Origin of the sequence: Microbacterium elymi, assembly GCF_021582895.2 — a bacterium.
Lineage (GTDB): Bacteria > Actinomycetota > Actinomycetes > Actinomycetales > Microbacteriaceae > Microbacterium > Microbacterium humicola.
Genome location: NZ_CP091139.2, coordinates 3,417,978 through 3,434,549, shown reverse-complemented (window position 1 = coordinate 3,434,549; position 16,572 = coordinate 3,417,978). Strand labels below are relative to the sequence as shown.

At 70.1% G+C, this 16,572-nt stretch carries 11 protein-coding genes and 4 pseudogenes; 6 read left to right on the top strand and 9 right to left on the bottom strand.

Going from position 1 to position 16,572, the window contains the following annotated elements; translation table 11 throughout:
• Positions 1-7: 7 nt before the first annotated feature.
• Positions 8-2,267, bottom strand: a pseudogene (locus tag L2X98_RS18710) (Rne/Rng family ribonuclease); the annotation flags it as partial.
• A 365-nt stretch (positions 2,268-2,632) separates the two neighbouring features.
• Between L2X98_RS18710 and L2X98_RS18705 the strand changes: the two are divergent.
• Positions 2,633-3,271 carry a vitamin K epoxide reductase family protein gene (locus L2X98_RS18705; protein ID WP_259611861.1) on the top strand — a complete coding sequence of 213 codons (639 nt, stop codon included), beginning with the start codon at positions 2,633-2,635 and terminating at the stop codon, positions 3,269-3,271.
• A 3-nt stretch (positions 3,272-3,274) separates the two neighbouring features.
• Here L2X98_RS18705 and ndk read toward each other — a convergent pair whose 3' ends face one another.
• The 5 genes and pseudogenes from ndk to L2X98_RS18680 form a co-directional block, all read right to left on the bottom strand.
• Positions 3,275-3,691 carry a nucleoside-diphosphate kinase gene (ndk, locus tag L2X98_RS18700; protein WP_259613389.1) on the bottom strand — a complete coding sequence of 139 codons (417 nt, stop codon included), beginning with the start codon at positions 3,689-3,691 and terminating at the stop codon, positions 3,275-3,277.
• A 1-nt stretch (position 3,692) separates the two neighbouring features.
• Complete coding sequence (locus L2X98_RS18695; RefSeq protein WP_259611860.1) at positions 3,693-4,109, bottom strand: DUF4233 domain-containing protein; 417 nt, start codon at positions 4,107-4,109, stop codon at positions 3,693-3,695.
• Positions 4,097-5,451 (bottom strand): annotated as a pseudogene (locus tag L2X98_RS18690) (bifunctional folylpolyglutamate synthase/dihydrofolate synthase). Before L2X98_RS18690 ends, L2X98_RS18695 begins: the two are co-directional and overlap by 13 nt.
• Positions 5,448-8,835 (bottom strand): annotated as a pseudogene (gene ileS, locus L2X98_RS18685) (isoleucine--tRNA ligase). Before ileS ends, L2X98_RS18690 begins: the two co-directional pseudogenes overlap by 4 nt.
• 374 nt (positions 8,836-9,209) lie before the next feature.
• Complete coding sequence (locus L2X98_RS18680; RefSeq protein ID WP_259611859.1) at positions 9,210-9,800, bottom strand: endonuclease domain-containing protein; 591 nt, start codon at positions 9,798-9,800, stop codon at positions 9,210-9,212.
• Between L2X98_RS18680 and L2X98_RS18675 the strand changes: the two genes are divergently transcribed.
• The 5 genes and pseudogenes from L2X98_RS18675 to L2X98_RS18655 all read left to right on the top strand — a co-directional run bounded on the left by L2X98_RS18675 (position 9,787) and on the right by L2X98_RS18655 (position 15,593).
• Positions 9,787-10,266, top strand: coding sequence for a hypothetical protein (locus L2X98_RS18675; RefSeq protein WP_259611858.1), 480 nt, complete (start codon positions 9,787-9,789; stop codon positions 10,264-10,266). The genes L2X98_RS18680 and L2X98_RS18675 overlap by 14 nt on opposite strands.
• Before the next feature lie 410 nt (positions 10,267-10,676).
• Positions 10,677-11,669, top strand: a complete 993-nt coding sequence (locus tag L2X98_RS18670; protein WP_259611857.1) for an MFS transporter — start codon at positions 10,677-10,679, stop codon at positions 11,667-11,669.
• Positions 11,617-12,531, top strand: coding sequence for a CAP domain-containing protein (locus L2X98_RS19500; protein ID WP_354002852.1), 915 nt, complete (start codon positions 11,617-11,619; stop codon positions 12,529-12,531). Before L2X98_RS18670 ends, L2X98_RS19500 begins: the two co-directional genes overlap by 53 nt.
• Before the next feature lie 243 nt (positions 12,532-12,774).
• Positions 12,775-15,349 (top strand): annotated as a pseudogene (gene valS, locus L2X98_RS18660) (valine--tRNA ligase).
• Between the two features lies 1 nt (position 15,350).
• On the top strand, positions 15,351-15,593 hold the full coding sequence (locus L2X98_RS18655; protein ID WP_259611856.1) for a hypothetical protein: 243 nt from the start codon (positions 15,351-15,353) through the stop codon (positions 15,591-15,593).
• Positions 15,594-15,607: 14 nt separating this feature from the next.
• Here the strand turns inward: L2X98_RS18655 and L2X98_RS18650 are convergent, their stop codons facing one another.
• The 3 genes from L2X98_RS18650 to L2X98_RS18640 all read right to left on the bottom strand — a co-directional run bounded on the left by L2X98_RS18650 (position 15,608) and on the right by L2X98_RS18640 (position 16,548).
• Positions 15,608-15,874 (bottom strand): hypothetical protein, encoded by a 267-nt coding sequence (locus tag L2X98_RS18650; RefSeq protein WP_259611855.1) that lies wholly within the window; start codon positions 15,872-15,874, stop codon positions 15,608-15,610.
• Between the two features lie 57 nt (positions 15,875-15,931).
• Positions 15,932-16,066: a DUF2510 domain-containing protein gene (locus tag L2X98_RS18645; protein WP_259611854.1), complete on the bottom strand. Its 135-nt coding sequence runs from the start codon at positions 16,064-16,066 to the stop codon at positions 15,932-15,934.
• Between the two features lie 86 nt (positions 16,067-16,152).
• On the bottom strand, positions 16,153-16,548 hold the full coding sequence (locus tag L2X98_RS18640; protein WP_259611853.1) for an MFS transporter: 396 nt from the start codon (positions 16,546-16,548) through the stop codon (positions 16,153-16,155).
• Positions 16,549-16,572 lie beyond the last annotated feature (24 nt).

Here is a 16,572-nt window from a genome sequence, read left to right as displayed (position 1 = left end):
ACTCCTGAGTGGAGATGGGCGTTCCGGTGAGCGCCGCCGTCGTCACCCGGCGCCGGGAACGGCCCTGCCCGGGGGCCTTCGGCTCCGGGAGCGCTTCGAGCACCGAGTCCAGCAGCAGGTCGCGCTCGGTCTTGGGCTCGTGCGCGCCCTTGCCGTCCTTCTCCTTGCGCTTCTTCCGCTTCTTGGGACGCTCCGGCGCCACGGGTTCGGAGGCGGCCGCCTCGTCCGCGAGCGGCTCTTCGCCCTCGCCGTGGTGGATCGTGGATGCCGCGATCTGCGCCAGCGCGGATTTCGCGCTCTCGGTGATCACATGCGTGCCGCCGGCCGGCGTCGTGGTCGGCACGCTGCTCGGGCGCGATCGCCGCGAACCGCCGCCGTTGGAGGACGAGCGGTGCTTGACCACCGGGTCGTGGTGGATGATGATCCCCCGCCCCGCGCAGACCTCGCACGGCTCGCTGAAGGTCTCCACCAGGCCCAGCCCGATCTTCTTCCGCGTCATCTGGACGAGCCCGAGCGAGGTGACCTCGGCCACCTGGTGCTTCGTGCGATCACGGCTCAGACACTCGATCAGGCGCCGCAGCACCAGGTCGCGGTTGGACTCGAGCACCATGTCGATGAAGTCGACCACGATGATGCCGCCGATGTCGCGCAAGCCGCAGCTGACGGACGATCTCCTCAGCGGCCTCGAGGTTGTTCTTGGTGACGGTCTCCTCCAGGTTGCCGCCGGTGCCGACGAACTTCCCGGTGTTCACGTCGATCACCGTCATCGCCTCGGTGCGGTCGATGACCAGCGAGCCGCCCGAGGGCAGCCACACCTTGCGGTCCAGGGCCTTCTCGATCTGCTCGGTGATGCGGAACTCGTCGAACGGGTCGCCGTCCCCCTCGTGCCGCTCCACCCGCTCCACCAGGTCGGGGGCGACAGCCTCCAGGTAGCCGAAGATGGTGCGCTGCGCCTCTTCGCCCTGGATCAGCATCTTGGAGAAGTCCTCGTTGAACACGTCCCGCACGATCTTGACGAGCAGATCGGGCTCGGAGTGCAGCAGCGTCGGCGCCTGCGTCGTCTCGAGCACCTTGTTGATGTGCTCCCACTGCGCGGTCAGCCGCTGCACGTCGCGGGTCAGCTGCTCCTCGGTGGCGCCTTCCGCGGCGGTGCGCACGATGACGCCGGACGACTCGGGCAGCACCTCCTTGAGGATGCGCTTGAGCCGCGCGCGCTCGGTGTCGGGAAGCTTGCGCGAGATCCCGTTCATCGCGCCGCCCGGCACGTACACCAGGTAGCGCCCGGGCAGCGAGATCTGGCTGGTCAGCCGGGCGCCCTTGTGGCCGACCGGATCCTTCGTGACCTGCACGAGGACGCGGTCGCCGGACTTCAGCGCGAGCTCGATGCGCCGCGGCTGGTTGCCCGTCTCGACGGCATCCCAGTCCACCTCGCCGGAGTACAGCACGGCGTTGCGACCGCGGCCGATGTCCACGAACGCGGCCTCCATGCTGGGCAGCACGTTCTGCACCCGGCCGAGGTACACGTTTCCGATCAGCGACGCGTCCTGGCTGCGGGCGACGTAATGCTCCGCGAGCACCTTGTCTTCGAGCACGCCGATCTGGATGCGGCCGTTCTTGGAGCGGACGATCATCTCGCGGTCGACCGACTCGCGCCGGGCCAGGAACTCGGCCTCGGTCACGACCGGACGCCGGCGCCCCGCCTCACGTCCGTCGCGGCGGCGCTGCTTCTTGGCCTCCAGGCGCGTGGAGCCCTTGATCCGCTGCGGCTCGGTGATCGCCTCGACGGTGCGCTCCCGCGGGTTCGGCTGGTCGTCGCCGTCCCGCGGCTCACCGCGGCGCCGGTTGCGGCGACGCGAACCGCTGGGCTCCTGCGCCGGCTGCGGCTCCGGCGGCAGCGGCGGCAGCGTGATCTCGGGGGCGTAGAAGTTGAGCTCGGTCGAGACCGCCGATACGAACGTCTCGGCAGCGAGCCGAGACTGATCGCCGTGGGGATCGCGGGCTTCTCCGGCGCGGATGCCTCGGCCGGCGCGTCCGGCTCTGCGGTCGCCGCAGGCTCGTCCTGCGTCACCGACAGCGCCTCCGGCGCGTCTGCGGTCGCCGCGGGCGCGTCATCCACTGCCGCCGGCGTTTCATCCACTGCCGCGGCCTCCTCCGCCGCAGCCACCTCGGCAGCCACGTCGGGCTCCGGCAGCCACGTCGGGCTCCACAGCCACCTCCGGCTCCACGGCCGTGTCCGGTTCCCCCGTCGCTTCCGCCGCGACGCTCAGCTCGGGAGCCGTCTCCGGATCCGTCTGGCTGTCATGGGCTTCGTTGTTCTCATCGACCGTCACCGGCGTACTCCCTGCGGGTGACACCGCGCGTCACCCGACGAAATCTCGTGCGGCGCCGCCTGTGCCCTTCCGGTACGGGGCGGGGCCGCGAACTCACTCGGTCTGCAGCAGGCTCTCGGCTCTGACTGCGAAGGGCGTTCATCGCCCGAAGTCTTCGCGATGCGGCTCACGGCGCGGCCGTGATGTGCATCTGGACCCATTATCGCACTACGGGCGGCGAATGTGCCAAAGCGCGCCCGGACGGGGTTTGTCCCGGCCTGTCCCGTGCGCGGCCCATAGCGGCTGATGCCATAATCCGAGCCATGCCCCAGACGCAGACGCACACCCACCCGAAGGGCCTGGCCATCTGGCTCATCACCGCCGGCGTGATCGGGTGGTGGGCGGCTTTCCAGCTCACCGTCGAGAAGTTCCTGCTCCTGGAGAACCCCGGTTCCAAGGCCGCGTGCGACTTCAGCGTCCTGGTCCAGTGCGGCGCGAATCTCGACTCGCCGCAGGGCAGCGTGTTCGGGTTCCCGAACCCGATCATCGGCCTGGCCTGCTGGGTGGCGCCCATCGTCGTCGGGATGGCGATCCTGGCCGGCGCGCGCTTCGCGAACTGGTTCTGGTGGCTGTTCTGGGTGGGATTCGTGTTCGCGATCTCATTCGTGGCCTGGCTCATCGGCCAGAGCATCTTCGCGGCGAACCTGCACACCCTGTGCCCGTGGTGCATGGTGACCTGGGCGGTGACGATCCCGTCGTTCTTCGCCGTCACGGTGCACATCCTGCGCTCGGGCGTGGTGCCCCTGCCGGCCGGTGGCCGCCGGGTCGCGGGACGACTGATGACCTGGGTGCCGCTGATGACGATCGTCGGCTACGGAATCGTGATCATCCTCGCCCAGATCGAACTGGATGCCGTGCCCAACATCTGGCGCACGATCCAGATCGGCCTCGGCTGGGCCTGAATCTCAGCCGAACCAGATCGACAGTTCGCGGGCGGCCGATTCCGGGGCATCCGATCCATGCACGAGGTTCTGCTGCGACCGGCAGCCCCAATCACGGCCGAGGTCGCCGCGGATCGTGCCGGGGGCGGCGGTGGTCGGGTCGGTGGTGCCCGCGATCGAACGGAAGCCCTCGATGACGCGCTCCCCCGCGACCCGGATCGCCACCGACGGGCCCGACATCATGAACTCCAGCAGCGGCTCGTAGAACGGCTTTCCGGCGTGCTCGGCATAATGCCGCTCGAGGCGCTGCCGGTCCGGCTCGACCAGCCGCAGGTCGACCAGCGAATAGCCCTTCGCCTCGATCCGGGCGAGGATCTCGCCGGTCAGGCCGCGCGCGACGCCATCGGGCTTGACCAGGACGAGAGTCTCTTCGGTGGCCATGTCATTCTCCATTCGCAGATTCCGCTTGTGCCTGAAGTCGCGCGTTGCGCCGGTCCAGGGATGCCCCCTTGATCGTGGCATACGCCCACATCGCGCCGAAAATCACGGCGACCAGTCCGATCGCGGGCACCAGGAACGCGGCGAGGGCGACCAGGACCTGCAGCGCCCATCCGAGCACGATGCCCCACCGGTGCCGGAGCAGGCCGCTGACCACCAGCATCGCCACCGCGACCACCGCACCGCCCACGATCCCCCACCAGTCCGGGACGGCATCCGGCAGCGCCTTCAGTCCGAACACCGCCAGCCCGGCCAGGAACACGATGATCGACTCGAACACCAGCACGATCTGACCGAGCGACTCGGCCGCGCCGCGCCGCCGCCGCACGCGTGGGGCCTTCTGCTCGCTCACGCGCTCCATCCTGCCTTCCAATCCTGGGCGTCGGCCAGGGTGAGGGCCGCACCGGCCAGGACGATCGAGCCGGCGATCACCACGGCACGCCGGTCGGATGCCGCAAGCCCATTCGCGCGCGGCTTCCACGGCGTCGTCCAGGTCGTGGTGGACGGTCACCGGGATCTCGGCCGCCTCGGCGAGGTCGGCCACGGCGTCGGCGTCCAGCGCGCGCTCCGACTCGGGGCTGGTGGCGAACACGTGCGCCGCGATCGGGGCGAGCTCGGCCATGATCCCGACGGCGTCCTTGTCGGCGAACACGCCGAAGACCACACCCCACTCGTCGAAGTCGAACGACTCCCGCAGGGCGGCGACCAGCGCGTGCGCCCCGTGCGGGTTGTGTGCGGCATCCACCAGCACCGTGGGCGCCGCGCCCACCAGCTCGAGCCGCCCGGGCGAGGTGGACTCGGCCAGCCCCTCGGCCACGATCGGGCCGGGGATCGGCTGGGTCCCGCCGCCGATGAGCGACTCGACCGCCGCGATGGCCAGCGCCGCGTTGCGCCCCTGATGGGCGCCGTACAGCGGCAGGTACTCGCCGTCGTACCGGCCGGCCAGGCCCTGCACGGTGATCTGCTGCCCGCCGACGGCCAGCCGCTGCTCCTCGAGCGCGAAGCCCTCGCCCTCGAACGCGATCGTCGCGTTCTTCGCGGCCGCGGCCGCGCGCAGCACCCGCGCGGCCTCCGGGCGCTGGCGCGCCGAGACCACGGCGGCGCCTTCCTTGATGATCCCGGACTTGACCGTCGCGATCTCCTCGATCGTGTCGCCGAGCCGGTCGGCGTGGTCCATGTCGATCGGCGCGAACACCGCGACATCCCCGTCCGCCGTGTTCGTGGAGTCCCACGAACCGCCCATGCCCACCTCGAGCACCAGCACATCGACCGGGGCGTCGGCGGCCACCACGAACGCGAGGACCGTGAGGATCTCGAAGAACGTCAGCGCGGCGTCCCCCGCGGCCTCCAGCTCGGCGTCCACGATGCCCAGGAACGGCGCGATCTCGTCCCAGGCATCCGCCACCGCGCCGTCGTCGCACGGTGCGCCGTCGATCATGATCCGCTCGGTGAACCGCTCCAGATGCGGACTCGTGAACAGTCCGGTGCGCAAGCCCGTGCGCGCGCACCAGGCTCTCGATCATGCGGGCGGTCGAGGTCTTGCCGTTCGTGCCGGTGATGTGCACCACCCGGTACGTGCGCTGCGGGTGATCCAGCAGCTCCAGAACGCGGCGGGTGCGCTCCACGCGGGGCTGCACCCACCGCTCTCCCTGGCGCGTGAGCAGCTCGGCGTAGACCGCGTCGGCGCGTGCCCGATCGTTCATGCGGATGTCTCGACCTTCGTGACGGCGACCCAGAACGGGCCGGTGTTGGCGAACGCGCGGGCCGCGAACGGCGCCACGTGCTGCGGCGTGCGCTCGAACGCGACACCGGCCAGTGTCTCGGCCGACCAGCTGTCGGGCCGTTCGGCCAGCTCTTCGGAGATCTGCACGTCCCGGCCGAGCACCTTCAGCTCGTGCTCGACCGCGAGCGTCTCGGCCGCGACATCCGCCGTCTCGAAGGCGCCGGCGACGGCGGTGCCGTCCTGCGCGTCCGCGAACACCAGCTCCAGCCGGATGCGGTCGCTGACCTCGAATCCGGAGGCCTTGCGCGTGTCCTGCACGGCCCGGATGACGTCACGGGCCAGACCCTCCGCCTCCAGCTCGGGGGTGGTTGCGGTCTGCAGCGGCACGAACCCTCCGCGCGGCAGGAGCGCCAGCGCCTCGCCCTCGGGCCGGCCCGTGGTCTCCAGCACCAGCTCGTATTCGCCGGCGGCCAGCGCCACGCCGCCCGCGACGACCACGCCGTCCTGTTCGGCCCAGTCGCCGTCCTTCGCAGCGCGGATCACCTGCTGCACCTGCGCGCCCAGCCGCGGCCCGGCCGCACGCGCGTTCACGCTGAGCCGATGGGTGATCCCGTACTCCGCCGCAGTCGAGGCCGCGAGCTCGATCAGCTCGACCGCCTTCACATTGAGCTCGTCGCGCACGATCTCCTCGTACGGGGCCAGCGAGGCGGCATCCGGGGTGACCACCGAGAGGCGCGCGAGCGGCAGGCGCACGCGCTTGCCCTCCTTCTTGCGCAGGGCGTTGGCGACGCTGGAGACCTCGCGGACCGCGTCCATGGCCTGCCGGATCCCGGCTGCCGGGGCGAAGGCCGGGGCGTCGGGCCAGTCGGTCAGATGCACGCTGCGCCCGCCGGTCAGGCCCTGCCACACGCGCTCGGTCACCAGCGGGAGCAGCGGCGCGGCGACGCGGGACACCGTCTCCAGCACCGTGTAGAGCGTGTCGAAGGCCTCGGTCGACCGCGGGTCGGCGGCATCCACGCCCGCCCAGAACCGGTCGCGGGAGCGCCGGATGTACCAGTTCGTGAGCGCCTCGGCGAAGTCGCGCAAGCCGTTCGGCGGCCGTCGTCGAGTCCAGTCCGTCCAGGTCGGAAGCGACATCGGCCACCAGCTGGCCGGTCAGCGACAGGATATAGCGGTCCAGCACGTCGGTCGAGTCGGTGCGCCAGGTGGCGGTGTAGCCGGTCGGAATCGCGGCGTTCGCGTAGGTGGCGAAGAAGTACCAGGCGTTCCACAGCGGGAGCATGAACTCGCGGACCCCGGCGCGGATGCCCTCTTCGGTGACGACGAGGTTGCCGCCGCGCAGCACCGAGCTGGACATCAGGAACCAGCGCATGGCGTCCGAGCCGTCGCGGTCGAAGACCTCGCTCACGTCGGGATAGTTGCGCAGCGACTTGGACATCTTCTGGCCATCGCTGCCCAGCACGATGCCGTGGAGCTCACCCCGGTGAACGCCGGCCGGTCGAACAGCGCCGTGGACAGCACGTGCATCAGGTAGAACCAGCCGCGGGTCTGCCCGATGTACTCCACGATGAAGTCGGCCGGCGAGTGGGAGTCGAACCACTCCTGATTCTCGAACGGGTAGTGCACCTGCGCGTACGGCATAGACCCCGAGTCGAACCAGACGTCGAACACGTCCTCGATCCGGCGCATGGTGCTCTTGCCGGTCGGGTCGTCGGGGTTCGGACGGGTCAGCTCATCGATGTACGGGCGGTGCAGGTCGACCTCGCCCTCGGTGTTGCGCGGCAGGGCGCCGAAGTCGCGCTCCAGGTCGGCGAGCGAGCCGTACACGTCGACGCGGGGGTGCGCCGGGTCGGAGCTGCGCCACACCGGGATGGGCGAGCCCCAGTACCGGTTGCGGCTGATCGACCAGTCCCGGGCGCCTTCGAGCCACTTGCCGAACTGCCCGTCCTTCACGTTCTCGGGCACCCAGGTGATCTCCTGGTTGTTGGCCAGCATCCGGTCCTTGAAGTCGGTGACCCGGACGAACCAGCTCGAGACGGCCCGGTAGATGAGCGGGTTGCGGCACCGCCAGCAGTGCGGGTACGAGTGCTCGTAGCTGGCCTCGCGCAGCAGCCGCCCGCGCTGCCGAGCAGGCGGATGATCGGCCGGTTCGCGTCCATCCACAGCTGGCCCGCGACATCCTCCACCTGCGGCAGGAACCGGCCCCCGTCATCCAGGCTGACCACGACCGGGATGCCGGCGGCCGCCGTCACCCGCTGGTCGTCCTCGCCGTAGGCCGGGGCCTGGTGCACGATCCCCGTGCCGTCGCTGGTGGTCACATAGTCGTCCACCAGGATCCGCCAGGCGTCCTGCGTGCCGTAGACGTCGGCGTCGGCGTAGTAGTCGAAGAGGCGCAGATAGGCGACATCGGCCAGCTCGGCGCCGGTCACTGTCGCCTGGATCGCCTGGCGCGCGGCATCCGGCGACGCATACCCGAGGTCGGTCGCATGATTGCCCAGCAGCTCGTCGGCCAGCAGGTAGCGGTGGTCGCCGCCGTCGCGGGCGCCGGCCGGTCCGGCGGGAACCACCACGTAACGGATGTCGGGGCCGACCGCCAGCGCGAGGTTCGTGGGCAGCGTCCACGGCGTGGTGGTCCAGGCCAGTGCGCGCACGTCCTCGAGGCCGAGCGCGGCCGCCTTCGGCCCGACGAGCGGGAACGTGACGGTGACCGACGGGTCCTGCCGCATCTTGTAGACGTCGTCGTCCATGCGCAGCTCGTGGTTGGACAGCGGCGTCTCGTCCCGCCAGCAGTACGGGAGGACGCGGTATCCCTCGTACGCGAGACCCTTGTCGTAGAGCGTCTTGAACGCCCACAGCACCGACTCCATGTACGAGGTGTCGAGGGTCTTGTAGCCGCGCTCGAAGTCGACCCAGCGCGCCTGGCGGGTGACGTAGTCCTGCCATTCGTGGGTGTACTCGAGCACCGAGGAGCGCGCCTTCGCGTTGAAGGTGGCGATCCCCATCCGCTCGATCTCGTCCTTCTCGGTGATGCCGAGCTGCTTCATCGCCTCGAGCTCGGCCGGCAGCCGTGCGTGTCCCACCCGAACACCCGGTCGACCTTCTTGCCGCGCATGGTCTGGAACCGCGGGAACAGGTCCTTCGCGTACCCGGTGAGCAGGTGGCCGTAGTGCGGCAGCCCGTTCGCGAACGGCGGGCCGTCGTAGAAGACCCATTCCTCGGCGCCCTCGCGCTGCGCGATGGAGGCGCGGAACGTGTCGTCGCGCTCCCAGAAGTCGAGGGTGTCGCGCTCGATCGAGGGAAAGCGCGGGCTCGGGGTGACCGAGTCGGCGGCGGGGCCGAAGGCGGATTCGCGGGGGTAGGTCATGTTCGCTCGCAGGGTGCTCGATTGCTCTGCGCCGGGACGACCGGTGTCTGAGACGCTCGGCCGCGGTACCACCCTGCGTGAGCGGTCGCCCGCTCCCCTCTCACTGCGGCTGTGACGGGCCTGACCCGCTCGGTTCTACTGAGCTCGCGCTGTTCTTCCGAGGACTCCCCGGTGATGGCCGGATCGACGCCTGTGCTCCCATCCTACGCGGCGCGGCGGCGGGATGCCGCATCCGCGCGCCCGCCCTGGGTCGGCTCCTCGGCCGAGCCGAGGAGATCTGCCCGGGCGAGGACAGAATCCGCCAGAATCCCCCTCTCCTCGGCATTTCTCCTCGGCCCGGCCGCGGAGCGTCGAGTCGAGGACGTCCCGGGCGATCACGCGGCCAGGTGCAGGCCTTGCGCAACAGCGGCGAGGATCCGATCCTGCACCTCGGGCCAGTGATTGATGATCTCGTCGTAGCCGACGCGGATCACGAAGTAGCCGCGCAGCATCAGCTCGGCGTCGTGCGCGAGATCCGCGGCACGTTGTGCGCCGATGTGGTGGCCGCCGTCGATCTGCAGCACCAGTCGCTGCCCGATGAGGAAGTCCACACGGTGCCCATACAGCCAGGACTGCGCATGGATCGGCACTTTCAGCCATCGCAGGCGCGGGTAGATGAAGGTCTCGAGTCCGGAGTCGTGGAACGGGACAACCGCCTTCACCAGCTCGCGCGCCTGCCCTCGGAACGCGAGCCGCTCGAGCTTCTTCCTGTCGACGAGGCTCTTGTTCATCGCGCTGTCCCACACGGCGAGCGCCGCCTCGTATGGCTGGCACAGCGCGACGGCCTGCAGCACGTTCTCGATCGGGTCGGCGAGGGCATCCGGGTCACGGGGCACGAGTGGAGCGAATCTGTGCACGACAGCACCCACCGCGGCGACCATTCCCGCGTGCGCGCCACAGGCGGCATGCACCTTGGATGCTTCCAAGACCCACAGTCCCAGCCGCTTGGCCTGCGTTACGCACGACAGAACGGCGCCGGCGCGCGCCGCGAAGCGCAAGCTCGGGGTCAGCGTCGGGCAGCGCGACCCACACGCGTCGTTCGCGCACGAGAAGCCTGGACCGGACCGCAACCTCGATGTCCCGTTTGCTCACACCCCCGCGCAGGAGTGTTTGACTTCGGGCGATCCCGCCTCGATGGCGCACCTCCTGGACCACGGCATCCATTCGCTTCTGCATGAGCTCGAGACTGCCGCGCCCGCACGCGAACATGGGGCGATCCCCGATATCTGTGGAAAGCTGCGGCCTGTGGAGGAAGGGATGCCGCGGCCCAGCATCCCCACCCCGGAGGACAAGTCCTCGGCCGAGCCGAGGAGATATGCCCGGGCGAGGACAGAATCGGCCGGAACGACCCTCTTCTCGGCACTTCTCCTCGGCCCGGCCGCGGAGGGCTGACACGACACATTGATGGATTGCGTCCAGGTATGTCTGCGCGGTGGCAGGATGGATGCCTGTGACCACAGCGCCTGCACAGCCCCCGGCATCCACCCCCACCCGTCGCGTCGCCTGGGCCTCGATGGTCGGCACGTCCCTGGAGTCCTTCGACTTCTACGTGTTCGCCTATTTCTCGGCCTACTTCATCGGCCCGCTGTTCTTCGACCCGCTCGGCCCGTTCGGCTCCACCCTGGCCGCCTTCTCGACGGTGGCCGTGGCGTTCGTCGTCCGCCCGATCGGCGCCGTGATCTTCGGGCACATGGGCGACCGCCTCGGCCGGCGTGCCACGCTGCTGTGGACGGTCGGCATCATGGGCATCGCCACCGGCCTCATCGGCCTGCTGCCTCCCTACGCGCAGAGCGGGTGGCTGGGTGCCGTGCTGCTGGTGCTGCCTGCGCGTCGTGCAGGGTCTGTCGCTCGGCGGCGAATGGGGCGGCTCGATCCTGCTGGCCACCGAGCACTCCGGCCGGGTCTCGCGCGCGTTCTACGCGGCCATCCCGCAGCTGGGCTCGCCGGTGGGCTCGACCCTGTCGGCGGCGGTGTTCCTCGTCATGGCCGCGACGATGCCGGCCGAGGCGCTCGCGACGTGGGGGTGGCGCATCCCGTTCCTGCTCGCCATCCCGCTGCTGGCCGTGTCGCTGTACCTGCGCCTGTCGATCGACGAAACCCCGGTGTTCACCCGCGTCGTGCGTCAGGGACGACGAGACCGGATGCCGGTGGCCACGATGTTCGCGCAGCGTCCGGCCGCGCTGCTGATCGCGACCGGCGCCGCGCTGCTGGGCATCGGCTCGTACTCGCTGATGAACACCTACACGGTCAACTACGGGGTCGAGCACCTCGGATTCGACTTCCAGGACCTTCTGGTGGCCACCACGATCGGCGCGCTGCTACAGTTCGTGACGATCCCGCTGTTCGGAGCGTGGGCGAAGAGAGTGGGGTCCGCCCGCATCGTGCTGTGGGGTGCGGTGGGCACGCTGGTGATCACCTTCCCGATGTACTGGATGCTGCAGTTCGCGACGTTCCCGATCCTGGTGGCCACGATGGTCATCGGCGGGATCCTGCCGACCATGTCGTGGGCGGCACTCGGCGGGCTGATGAGCGACCTGTTCCCGGACCACTTCCGCTACTCGGCGCTGTCGGTGGCGTACGCGGTGGCGGCGACCATCAGCGGCTTCGTGCCGCTGGTCACCCTCGCCCTGGGTGACGCGACCGGCTATGCCTGGTGGCATCCCGGCGTGGTGCTGGCCGTGATGTCGGCGGTCACGCTGGTCGCATCGTGGGTCGCTCACCGCAGAATCGCGCGGAACGGGCATGATGAGAGCGAACCGGGCGTTCCCCTCCCGGCATCCGCCCCCGCCGGATAAGGATCCCGATGACCGCAACGGCCGCCCGCCCCCGTGTCCCCCGCCGCGCCGCCGTTCTGGTCGCCGGCATCGTCGCGACGACGCTCGTCGTGCTCGGCGTCTCCACGCCGGCCTTCGCGGCCGGCAGCGGCACGATCGCGTCGATGGTCAACAGCGACCGCGCCGCGCACGGGTTGAGGCCGCTGGTGCGCAGCGGGCATTGGATGCCGTGGCCGCCCGCTGGGCGCAGCACATGGTCGACGCGGGCACCATCTCGCACAATCCGAACCTGGCCGCGCAGGCGCCGGGTGGGTGGCTTCGGCTCGGGGAGAACGTCGCGATGGGCTACGGGCCGGAGGCGATGGAGCGGGCCTGGATGGCATCGCCCGACCACCGCGCGAACATCCTCGGGGACTACACCGCCTTCGGTGTCGCCTACCTGATCGTGGGCTCGAGCACCTGGGGCGTGCAGGTGTTCGCGAAGTACGCGACCACGACGAAGTCGCAAGCCGGCGCCCGCACCGGTGAAGGCCGCACCGGCGCCCGCGAAGCCGGCTCCTGCCAAGCCGGCGCCCGCGAAGCCCGCACCGGCTCCCGCGAAGCCGGCGCCCCAGCCCGCGCCGGCCGAGCAGCGGCCGGTCGAGGCCGCACCGGCCAAGACCGCGGCCCCGAAGCCGACCGCGACCAGACCGGCATCGGCGACGCCTCTGCCGGCCACGGCGACCCCCACCCCGACGACCGCGGGCGTGAGCCCCACAGCGACTCCCCGAGCCACAGCATCCCCGACCGCCGCGGCAGGCAGAGCCCGCGTCCGCCTCGGTGGCGCTCCCCCTCGGCCTCGCGGTGGGAATCCTCGCACTGGCTCCGACCGCGTTCGCGGTGATCCGGCGGCGCCGCATCTGACCGCCGCACCGACCCGACCCGGGACTCATCCTCATCAGATGAGGAGATCTCACCGGATGAGGACCAGATCGGGCCGATTGCTCCTCATCCCGTGAGATCTCCGCAGCCCGTGGGCAGCGCCTGGCTCGCAGCGGATGCCGGAGCCGGCCCCTGTAGAATGGCCCGACATCCCACACTCAGGCACGCTCACACAGTGCCGCCTATATCGTTCAAGGAGACCTCCATGGCCGACGCATCCATCCCCGACAAGCCCGTCCTCGAGGGTCTCGAAGCCAAGTGGGATGCCGCATGGAGCCAGCAGGGCACGTACCTGTTCGACCGGCCCGCGGCGAAGGCCTCAGGCAGGGCGGGCGTCTACTCGGTCGACACTCCCCCGCCGACAGCGTCGGGGAGCCTGCACATCGGCCACGTGTTCAGCTACACGCACACCGACATCAAGGTGCGCTACGAGCGCATGCGCGGCAAGACAGTGTTCTACCCGCTCGGCTGGGACGACAACGGCCTGCCCACCGAGCGTCGCGTGCAGAACTACTACGGCGTGCGCTTGCGACCCGTCGCTGCCCTACGACGCCGCGTTCACCCCACCGTTCCACGGTGACGCGAAGAGCCTGAAGCCGGCCGACCAGGTGCCGATCAGCCGCCGCAACTTCATCGAGCTGTGCGAGACCCTCACCGAAGAGGACGAGAAGCAGTTCGAGGACCTCTTCCGCCAGCTCGGCCTGTCGGTCGACTGGACGCAGACCTACCGCACGATCTCGAACGACACGATCCGGACCAGCCAGCTCGCGTTCCTGCGGAATCTCGAGCGCGGCGAGGCCTATCAGGCTCTGGCCCCCACGCTGTGGGACATCGACTTCCGCTCGGCGATCGCCCAGGCCGAGCTCGAGGATCGCGAGCAGCAGGCCGCGTTCCACCGAGTCGCGTTCCACCCCACCGACGGCGGCGACGACGTGTTCATCGAGACCACCCGGCCCGAGCCTTGCCTGCCTGTGTGGCGCTGGTGGCCAACCCGGCCGACGAGCGCTATCAGCCGCTGTTCGGCACGACCGTGCGCACGCCGCTGTTCGACGTGGAGGTGCCGGTGCTGGCCCATCCTCTCGCGCAGCAGGACAAGGGCTCGGGCATCGCGATGATCTGCACCTTCGGCGACGTGACCGACATCGTCTGGTGGCGCGAGCTCGACCTGCCCAACCGCACGATCCTCGGCAAGGACGGCCGCGTGCTCGCCGACGCCCCCGACGTGCTGGTGACGGATGCCGCGAAGGCGGCGTATGCCGAATTGGCGGGCAAGACGGTGTTCAGCGCCCGCAAGCAGATCGTCGAGCAGCTGGAGGCGTCCGGCGACCTGAAGGGCGTGTCCAAGCCGTTCAGCCACGCGGTGAAGTTCTTCGAGAAGGGCGATCGGCCGCTCGAGATCGTCTCGACCCGCCAGTGGTATCTGCGCAACGGCGGCCGCGACGAGACGGTGCGGGCAAAGCTCATCTCGCTCGGCAAGAGCATGAACTGGCACCCGGACTTCATGCGCGTGCGGTTCGAGAACTGGACGAACGGCCTCACCGGCGACTGGCTCGTCTCGCGCCAGCGCTTCTTCGGCGTGCCGATCCCCATCTGGTACGGGCTCGATGCGAACGGAGAGCGTGACCACGACCGGGTGATCACACCCGACCCGGCGCGGCTGCCGGTCGACCCGACGACCGACGTGCCGGACGGGTACACCGAGGATCAGCGCGGGGCGCCGGGCGGATTCGAGGCCGAGCAGGACATCTTCGACACCTGGGCGACGTCCTCGCTCACGCCGCAGCTGGCCGGCGGCTGGCAGCGGGACGACGAGCTGTGGAATCTGGTGGCGCCGTTCGACCTGCGACCGCAGGGGCAGGACATCATCCGCACCTGGCTGTTCTCGACGATGGTCCGCAGCGCGCTCGAGGACGGCCGGGCCCCCTGGACGGATGCGGCGATCTCGGGCTTCATCGTCGACCCCGACCGCAAGAAGATGTCCAAGTCCAAGGGCAACGTGGTCACGCCGGCCGACATCCTCGCCGCGCACGGCACCGACGCGGTGCGGTACTGGTCGGCCTCGAGCCGGCTCGGCGCGGACGCGGCGTTCGACCCGCAGAACCCGACGCAGGTGAAGATCGGACGGCGACTGGCCATCAAGGTGCTGAACGCCGCGAAGTTCGTGCTGTCGTTCCCGGTTCCCGAAGGAGCCGAGATCACGCACGCGCTGGATGCCGCCATGCTGGCCGGGCTGGACGGGGTCATCCGCGACGCGACGAAGGCGTTCGACGCCTACGATCACGCACGGGCACTGGAGGTCACCGAGGCGTTCTTCTGGACGTTCTGCGACGACTACCTCGAGCTCGTGAAGGAGCGCGCCTACGACCGTTCCGATGTCGGCCAGGCATCCGCCGCCCTGGCCCTGCACCTCGCGCTGTCGACGCTGCCGGCTGCTGGCGCCCGTGCTCGCGTTCGCGACCGAGGAGGCGTGGTCGTGGTTCGAGGAGGGCTCGATCCATCGCGCCGAATGGCCGGTGCCGTTGGAGATCGCCGGCGATACGGCGGTGCTGTCGGCCGTGAGCGCGGCGCTCGTGGGCATCCGCCGCGCCAAGACCGAGGCGAAGGCCTCGCAGAAGACGCCGGTCGCGCACGTGACGATCGCCGGTCCGGCCGACGTCGTCGCCGCGATCCGGCTCGCCGAGGGCGATCTGAAGGCCGTGGGACGGATCGACGAGATCGCCTACGCCGAGGCGGACGTCCTCGCCGTGACCGACATCCAGCTGACCGCTCAGGAGGCGTGACATGCAGGTGGGAACCCGATGGAACGCCGGCGGCGAGCCGCCCGCACGGCTGACCCCGGAATTCGTGGCGCAGCTGCGCGCCGTCGAGGCCGACCTCCCGCCGGACGAGCAGGGCGTCGCACGATGGACCCTCACATTCCTTGAGGGTCGGCCGGTCGCCGAGCTCGACACCGGCGTCATCGTGACGCTGGATGCCGCGGGCAGCGTCGTCGTGCGCCACGATGACGAGGACGAGTTCGGCTAGACCGCGGAATCCGCTCAGATGATGAGCAGGATGCCGATGATCGACAGGATCAGACCCGCGATCGCCAGGCCCTTGCCGGCGTTCGGACGCGTCATTCCGACGATCGAGAGGACGAGCCCGGCCGCGCCCGCGGCCAGGCCGAACAGGATCGGCAGGAACACCGAGACGAGTCCGATGACGAATCCTGCGATCCCGGCGCCGTTGGTCGGTCGCGGTGCGACCGTGCCGGGCGGCACGGTCGGCGTCATCATTCCGGGGTTCGCATAGCCGTACGGCACCATCTGCTGCCCGGCTGCCGGGCGGCCGCACCCCGGGGTGCGGCGGATACGGCTGCGCGGTCAGCGGCTGCGGGGCGTGGGATGCTGCGCAGGTGCCGCCGGCTGTCGCGCCGCCGTGTGCGGCGTCCACCCGGTACCGTCCCAGTACCTGATCGCGCCCGCTCCGTCGTTGTACCATCCGGCCGGAATCGACATGCACCATCCCCCAGTCGCCGTCCCCAGTGCGTTCCCGTACTGTAGCGCGATCCCGAGCCCGCAACCAGGGTCGCCGGCGAGATCCCTCAGACGGCCGCTGCGACCTCTGCCCCGGCCTGTCGGGTTCCCACCGTGACCAGCCGCCACCAGATGATCGTCGCCATCGCCATGACGGCCCCGGCGAGCAGGAACGGCAGACGCAGATCGATGCGGGCGACGAATCCGCCGGCAAGCGTTGCGACCGGGAACAGCCCCCACGTCAGGGTGCGGTTGATGCCGAGCACGCGACCGAAGAGCGGACGCGGCACGATCTGCTGACGCAGCGCGCCCCATGGCACGTTCCAGACCGAGACGCCGAACGCCATGACCGCGTATGCGGCCACCGCTGTGACCACGCCGGGCGCCAGTCCGACCAGCACGCAGAAGATGCCGACCGACAGGTTGGCCACGGCCATCACGATCCCGCGTCCGAAGCGCGCCACGATGCGCGAGGCGATCAGCGATCC